The organism is Rhodopirellula sp. UBA1907 (genome assembly GCF_002337565.1).
Taxonomy (GTDB): Bacteria; Planctomycetota; Planctomycetia; order Pirellulales; family Pirellulaceae; genus Rhodopirellula; species Rhodopirellula europaea.
The window spans coordinates 6330-13475 of sequence record NZ_DDGH01000067.1 but is presented as its reverse complement, the minus strand read 5'-3'; the positions used below and the strand labels follow the sequence as shown (position 1 = coordinate 13475).

The 7146-nt window shown below is 55.5% G+C and carries 6 protein-coding genes; 5 read left to right on the top strand and 1 reads right to left on the bottom strand.

Features of this window, described 5'->3' with window-relative positions:
* Positions 1-169: 169 nt before the first annotated feature.
* On the bottom strand, positions 170-898 hold the full coding sequence (hisA, locus tag B2R17_RS14930) for a 1-(5-phosphoribosyl)-5-[(5-phosphoribosylamino)methylideneamino]imidazole-4-carboxamide isomerase (RefSeq protein WP_286764608.1): 729 nt from the start codon (positions 896-898) through the stop codon (positions 170-172).
* 134 nt (positions 899-1032) lie between these two features.
* Between hisA and B2R17_RS14925 the strand changes: the two genes are divergently transcribed.
* From B2R17_RS14925 to B2R17_RS14905, 5 genes are all read left to right on the top strand, one after another.
* Positions 1033-2601, top strand: coding sequence for a cryptochrome/photolyase family protein (locus B2R17_RS14925; protein ID WP_286764607.1), 1569 nt, complete (start codon positions 1033-1035; stop codon positions 2599-2601).
* A 162-nt stretch (positions 2602-2763) separates the two neighbouring features.
* Positions 2764-3819, top strand: coding sequence for a type II secretion system F family protein (locus B2R17_RS14920; RefSeq protein WP_286764606.1), 1056 nt, complete (start codon positions 2764-2766; stop codon positions 3817-3819).
* Between the two features lie 52 nt (positions 3820-3871).
* Positions 3872-5146: a GspE/PulE family protein gene (locus tag B2R17_RS14915; protein WP_286764605.1), complete on the top strand. Its 1275-nt coding sequence runs from the start codon at positions 3872-3874 to the stop codon at positions 5144-5146.
* A gap of 131 nt (positions 5147-5277) precedes the next feature.
* Complete coding sequence (locus B2R17_RS14910) at positions 5278-5727, top strand: hypothetical protein (RefSeq protein ID WP_286764604.1); 450 nt, start codon at positions 5278-5280, stop codon at positions 5725-5727.
* A 32-nt stretch (positions 5728-5759) separates the two neighbouring features.
* Positions 5760-7136, top strand: a complete 1377-nt coding sequence (locus B2R17_RS14905) for a PQQ-binding-like beta-propeller repeat protein (RefSeq protein ID WP_286764603.1) — start codon at positions 5760-5762, stop codon at positions 7134-7136.
* Positions 7137-7146 lie beyond the last annotated feature (10 nt).

Genomic DNA, 7146 nt, shown 5'->3' with positions numbered 1-7146 from the left:
CTTCGTTTCGGGAGAGGTACGCCGTGTGTAAGTCAGCCGAAAAGCGGCACTTCAAAACCGCACGACCTCCGAAGTTGAGAGAGGTCGGATGCGAGCGTTCAGCAATGCATCCGGGTGAGGGCGTAAGCGTGACCCTCGCCAAACAACACTGACCGCCGTATCACGCCGATCAAACGTCACCGGCCAATCGCACGACCTCACCCAGCTCCATCACTCCGTCATAAAGTGACCGACCGACAATCGCGGCGGGCATCTTCATCTCGACCAGTTGCTTGATGTCGTCATAAGTCGTCACGCCGCCGCTGGCGACCAACGGGATGTCGCTCGCCGCAGCCATCTCTGCCAACCCTTCAAAGTTGGGACCTTGCATCATGCCGTCTTTCGCGATGTCGGTGTAAACAATCGCAGCGATGTTTTCAGTCCGCGATCGCAACTTCGTTGCAAACTCAAACGCCGAGACGTCACTGGTTTCGAGCCAGCCTTGCGTCGCAACCTTGCCATCACGAGCGTCGATGCCCGCGACCAACTTGCCGGGATACTTGTCGCACATTTCGACGAACCAATCCGGATCTTTCAGTGCCCGCGAACCAACGACCAATCGCGTAACGCCGATGTTCAACAACGATTCGATCGTGGCTTCGTCTCGCACGCCGCCGCCCATTTGGCAAGGCAACCCAGTCGCCCCAATGATTCGCTGGACCGCGTCTCGGTTAGCATCCGGACTGTCGCCTCGCGCGGCGTCCAGATCGACCAAGTGCAATCGTTTGGCGCCGAATTCCTGCCAGCGTTTTGCGAACTCGACCGGGTCATCACCGAACGTGGTTTGCTGGTCGTAGTCTCCTTGGCGAAGGCGAACCGGTTTTCCGTGACGCAAATCGATGGCGGGCCAAATTTCCATGCGTGGTTCGTTTCCAAGCGTCTTCGAGGACGAAAATTGCGAGTTTGGGGCAGGGCAGAGCAGGGCAGGGTTGCGTCAGCGCTACCGTGGATACGCGTGAGGATAATTCGAGACCGCCGTTTGCTGGACCCGTCATGACAAAAATTCGCCATCTCGTGCTCGTCTTGGGTGATCAACTCAACCACGATTCCGAGGCCTTCACCGATTTTGATCCCAAAACCGATCGTGTTTGGATGGCGGAAAACGACGAAGAAGCCACTCATGTTTGGTGCCATCAAACTCGCTTGGTTGGCTTTTTCAGTCCGATGCGGCACTTTCGCGAGGAGTTGACCCAGCGAGGATTTGGTGTCCTCTACCACGAACTGACCGGCGATCGGCGAAAGGCTCGCGAAAGTTCATTTGCAAGCGTTCTGCGGAAAACGCTCTCGGCACATTCGGTCGAAAAAATCTTGGTCGTTGCTCCGGGTGACTACCGAGTTCGCGAACAACTCAAATCCACCACCGAGCAGGAAGACGTGCCACTTGAGTTTCTCGCCGACAATCATTTCTACTGCTCGCCCGACCAATTTGACGAATGGGCATCGGGTCGCAAATCGATGGTGATGGAACAGTTCTATCGAACGATGCGAAAGGAGCACAGCATCCTGCTCGACGAAGAAGGTGCACCGGAAGGCGGTCAATGGAACTTCGACCAAGACAATCGCAAGACCTTCGGCAAAGGCGGACCGCAAGAAGTGCCACCGACGCCCTCATTTGAACCTGACGCGATCACACGCGAAGTGATCGCGATGGTGCGAGATCGCTTCGAAGACCATCCCGGCAAAGTCGATCGGTTTGATCTGCCCGTTTGCCGCGACCAGGCGTTGGAATCGCTCGATGATTTCATTGAACATCGATTGCCGTTGTTCGGCACCTACCAAGACGCGATGTGGGAGGGCGAAACCTTTCTCTATCATTCGCGACTGTCGCATTCAATCAACTTGCACCTGCTGTCACCGAAAGAGGTCGTCGATGCAGCGGTAAAGGCTTATGAAGACGGTATCGCACCGCTGAACTGCGTGGAGGGTTTTGTCCGACAGATCCTTGGGTGGCGAGAGTACGTCCGCGGAGTCTATTGGAACCGGATGCCAGACTACGAAGAACGCAACGCTCTTCACTGCGACTCAGAACAAGATGTTCCGCCGTTCTTCTGGGACGGCAACACCGACATGGCCTGCGTGGCCGATGCAATGCGATTGCTGGTCGACACGGCCTACGCGCACCATATCCAGCGACTGATGGTGCTTGGATTGTTTGCTCAACTTTTTGGCACGCACCCGTTGCGATTCCATCACTGGCACATGGCGATGTATGCCGATGCGATCGATTGGGTCAGCCTTCCCAATGCACTTGGCATGAGCCAATACGGTGACGGAGGCTTGATGGCGACCAAGCCCTACTGCGCCACCGGCAAATACATCAACCGAATGAGCAATCACTGCAAAGGCTGTCGCTACGATCCGGCCAAATCAACAGGCGACGACGCCTGCCCATTCACGACTCTGTATTGGGACTTTCTCGATCGCCACAAACAACAATTTCAAAACAACAATCGCATGACGCTGCAACTGAAGAACATTGAACGAAAAGACTCCTCTGAATGGTCTGCCATCCGTTCGCGTGCAAGGAAGATTCGCAGTGGAACGATCAAATTGCAGCAGTAGCGTCAAAGCATCACCGGAATGCGAAGAAAATCATGGAAGCCCGCATTAGCTTCATTCATTCTTCACCGCACACTCACACCGGATTGACGGGAAGAAAAGATGCAACCGCTATCCTGAGGCGGAAATTCAACCTTCCCGCCGAACAAATTCAGGACGCCCCGAGTGTTATCCAATCGCATCGAAAACCAATCGCTTAGCACCTTGTGCGAGCGCGTCGGTGTGGCCTTCGAAGTTGGTCTCGATCCCCATCGAGTCTTCGAGCGCGAAGCCAAACATGCGAGCACACTGTATGGACGCCGAATGCAATCTGTCGCCGATCAAGTTCGCGAAGGTTCGGCTTTGTCCGATGCGGTTAAATCTCAGGGCAACTACTTCCCCCCGCATTTTGCTGAAATGCTGGAAGGCGGTGAACGATCCGGAAAGCTGGACAGAGTGCTGGAAAGATTGGCGGAGTACTATCAGCAACTCGCCGACTTTCGCGGGATCTTCTTCAACTCCATTCTCTGGCCGCTGGTTCAGTTGATTCTGGCAGTCGTGGTCGTGGGGCTTTTGATTTACCTGCCCGCAGTCTTGCTGCCGGATGCGGAAACCAGCCGGACGGATCTTCTTGGGATTGGTCTCACTGGTGAACGTGGGGTGCTGATCTATATCGGCATTGTCCTCACCACCTTGGTTGTCGTCGCGGCGATCACTGTCCTGATCAAGAACGGATACTTTGCTTTCCTCTCCAACTGGGCGGCTCATCTCCCATGGATCGGACGCAACCTCCGAGTTTTCGCGGAAGCCCGCTTCGTCCAAACGTTGGCACTGACGATCGAATCGGGAGTGGACGCTGCCTCAGCCGTGGACCTTGCCTTCCGTTGTGCTGGAACGAAGCAATTCCAATCAAAAGCGAGTCAATCCAAACAAGCCATTTTACAAGGGCACGACCTCCATTCCACGCTCGCGGATAGCCATCTGTTTCAAGAAGAAACGATCGAAGTCGTGGAACTCGGAGAAGCCAGCGGAAGGCTTGCCGAAACTCTGGACAAGCACTTCCGCCATCTCAAGTCGCAGGTCAAGAGTTCAATGGCCAAGTTGACCTATGCGGCCTCCGCCGCGATTTGGGTAGCGATTGCGATCGTTCTCGTCCTGATCATCTTCCGAGTATTTTCTCTCTACGTCGACGGGATGGGAGAGCGGGCAACAGATGTCATTCAAGGTCCATCCGGATTCTAACAACGCCCGCATTTCAATCGAATCCGAACTCTCCTCACGCAAGCCAGCTCACGTGATCCAATCGCTCCAGAACATCCTTTCCCCAAACAAGAATGGAAAGCTGCCTCAAGATCATTCCTTGGATGAACAGGTGGCGGCCTCCGCCCAACGCTTGAACAACTTTCGTCCCGAGACGGCTTCTTATGCGACGGAAGTGGTGGAAGAGCTACTCAGATTTGCCGATCAAGCAGGCACAAGCGACATGCACCTGCAGCCCGTCGCCAATGGAATCGATGTTCGGTTCCGCGACAACGGCCTGCTTCAACCCTTGGCGACTGTCGTTGATGGCAGCAAGGTATCGATCGTCACTCGGCTCAAAGTGCTTTCGAATCTACTGACCTACCAAAATGATGTTCCGCAAGAAGGACGCATTGCCGTTCCCGGTGAAGCAGCTGAGGTTCGCGTGAGCACGTTTCCAACGCTGCACGGCGAGCGCGCGGTGTTGCGGTTCTTTGGGCAAGGCTCGCGTCTTCAAAAGCTTGCTGACTTGGGACATACCGAACAAGTTCTGGGACACATCAACGACACGTTGGCTGAAACCAGTGGAGCAATCCTGGTTACCGGCCCGGCAGGAAGCGGAAAATCCACCACGCTCTACGCCAGCTTGCGTCAACTCGTCCAAGCCTCCGGTGGTTGCCGTAGTCTGCTGTCGATTGAAGACCCAATCGAAGTCCCGATCCCCGGAGTGGCGCAATCCCAGGTCAATGCGGCGGCGGGTTTTGATCTGCACACGGGACTGAGGTCGCTGTTGAGACAGGACCCCGAGGTCATTGTCATTGGCGAAATCCGAGACCGTCTGACTGCTGAGATTGCGATCCAAGCCTGCCTGACAGGACAACTTATGTTGACCACCTTTCACGCGGACAGCGCGGCAACCGCGATCAGCCGTTTGCTCGACATGGGAATCGAACCCTACCTGCTGAGAAGTGGCCTGCTCGGGATCGTCAGCCAAAGGCTATTGCGAGCTCTGTGTGAATGCTCCGAGCCCTCCGACGATCCGAGTCAATTCTGCGGGCTACCCATTGGCAATTGCCGCGTGGCAGTCGGCTGCGACTTGTGCCATCAAACCGGTTACCAAGGACGATTGCTCGCTAGCGAATTCCTTTCCTTAAAAGACTCCGAATCGGTGGACCAACTTCTCAGCACGCGAGACAGTCGACAAATCTATCGCTGGGCGGTTGAACGAGGAATGACATCTCTCTGGGAACGAGCCACCGACATGGTTCGACAAGGATTGACCAGCCCGTCCGAAGTACGACGAGTTCTGGGCATGACAATGCGTATCTAAATGTCGCATCACAGAATTGTTTGAGAGTGGCGAGTCACGAACGAGTTGCTTTCATTCAGTCAATCGCCCAACTCTGCGTGCAGTCGTGCATATCGCTCACCCACCCAGCATTCACTGACATCCACCAAGCCATGCCACTCCAGGAAAATGATTTTGATGCCGTCAGCTTGAAACCGGTCACTTCGCGCCCCAACAACTCAGATGCCAAACCGGCGACCGATAGCCAGCCACCAACTCCAAACGCTCGAAACCTCTACAACGAATCCGCTGGCATTTACCCTCTTCAACGTGAGTACCCAACGCTTCGTGCAACACAAAGAATTTTTCGCGTTTTGGCCTACGCAACCGTTGCCTTGGTGATCCCTGAGCTGCTCATTCGATTTCTCTGGATCGTGTGGTCCACTCAAGACGGCATTCTCAACGAGGTGGGACAATTCAGCCTGTACGCGGTGGCAAGCTTGTTCGGGATGGTCGCGTTGGTTGGCACACTCCTGACCGCCTCGGAAGGGATCGAACTCGCAATTGACGTCCAAGACAACACACTCCGCATTGCCAACCAGTCAGGACGTCGAAAGCCGTGATGAAACGACGGCACGAAAGTTCAACGATCAACATGAAACGCATCTATCTTCAAAGCACAATCCTGCTCGCGCTCGCCTCGGCAGGGTGCTCGCCTGCAGCCCCCGAGCCAACCTTCGACGTTCCCCTGGAAGAACCCACTCGAGCGGACCGCCCCAGCGAAATGATTGTTGCCGACTATCAGCAATCAAAAAGGCGTGACGATCTCCAAACACAGACGGACTGGCCGTTTCTATTTGGCCCGCATCGAACCGGTGCGACGCAAGCGTCCATCCCTGCGGTTTGGACCGAACAGGGTCCCGTACTTCGATGGGACGTGGAAGCTGGCACCGGATATGGATCTCCTGTGACCGCCGAAAACCGCGTCGTCTTTTCCCATCGCGTCGATGACCTGGAGTGGATTCAGTGTCACGATGCCCAGGATGGAGCGGTCCGATGGAAACACTCACTGGAGACTGACGCCAAATGCGACTTTGAATACAGCGATGGCCCCTACAGCACTCCGTTGATCGACCTTGAGCGCCGCGCCGTCTATCACTTCAGCGGTTCAGGGACGCTGGTCTCTTTGGACTTCGACACCGGCGAAGAAGTCTGGCGCCGCGATCTTCATGGCGAATTTCAGGTGGAAACGGAATTGTTCCCATCCGGAGCGACACCGCTGCTGCACGGGGAACACTTAATCCTTTCCTTGGGCGGAGCCAACAACGACGCGGGAATCATTGCCATCCATGCCCGAGACGGTGAAACCATTTGGTCGTGCACGGATCACAAAGCCGCCTACACCACGCCCGTGGTGGCTCAACTATTCGGGCAAGAATTCGCCTTTGTCATGACAGCTGAAGGCTTGGTTTGCCTCGATCCCGCCAACGGAGAAATTGACTGGGAGATCCCCCATCGAAGCCGTGCCCCCATGAGCTACAACTCGGTCTCGCCGCTGGTTTGGAACGACCATGTTTTGATGGTCACCGGCCCCGGACCGGGCGCGGTGTGCCTCCAAATCCTGCCGGATCGTTCCTACGAAGAACGCTGGAAAAACCGACGACTCCTCGACAGCCAATACACCAACCTTCTGCTCTCCGATGGCCATGTCTTTGGGTTCACGTCCGCGGGGCAGGGCGGTGCCGAACTGCGCTGCATCGAATTTGCCACGGGTGAATTGAAATGGAAGTACCACAGCGTTCTGCGTCGCGCTCAGGGACTGATCGCGGGCGATGCAATGTTCTTTTTCGGAGAACGCGGTCACTTGGCCTCACTGCAACGCAGCGTCGAAGAACCGCGAGTGCTCTCATTCACCCAACAGCCACTCATGAAGGCCGACTGCTACTGCTCGCCAGCTATTATCAAGAACGCCATCGTGCTCAAAGATGAGAGTCGAGTCGCTGTTTACGATTTAGGACCGAGCGGAAAATAAGTGGCATAGG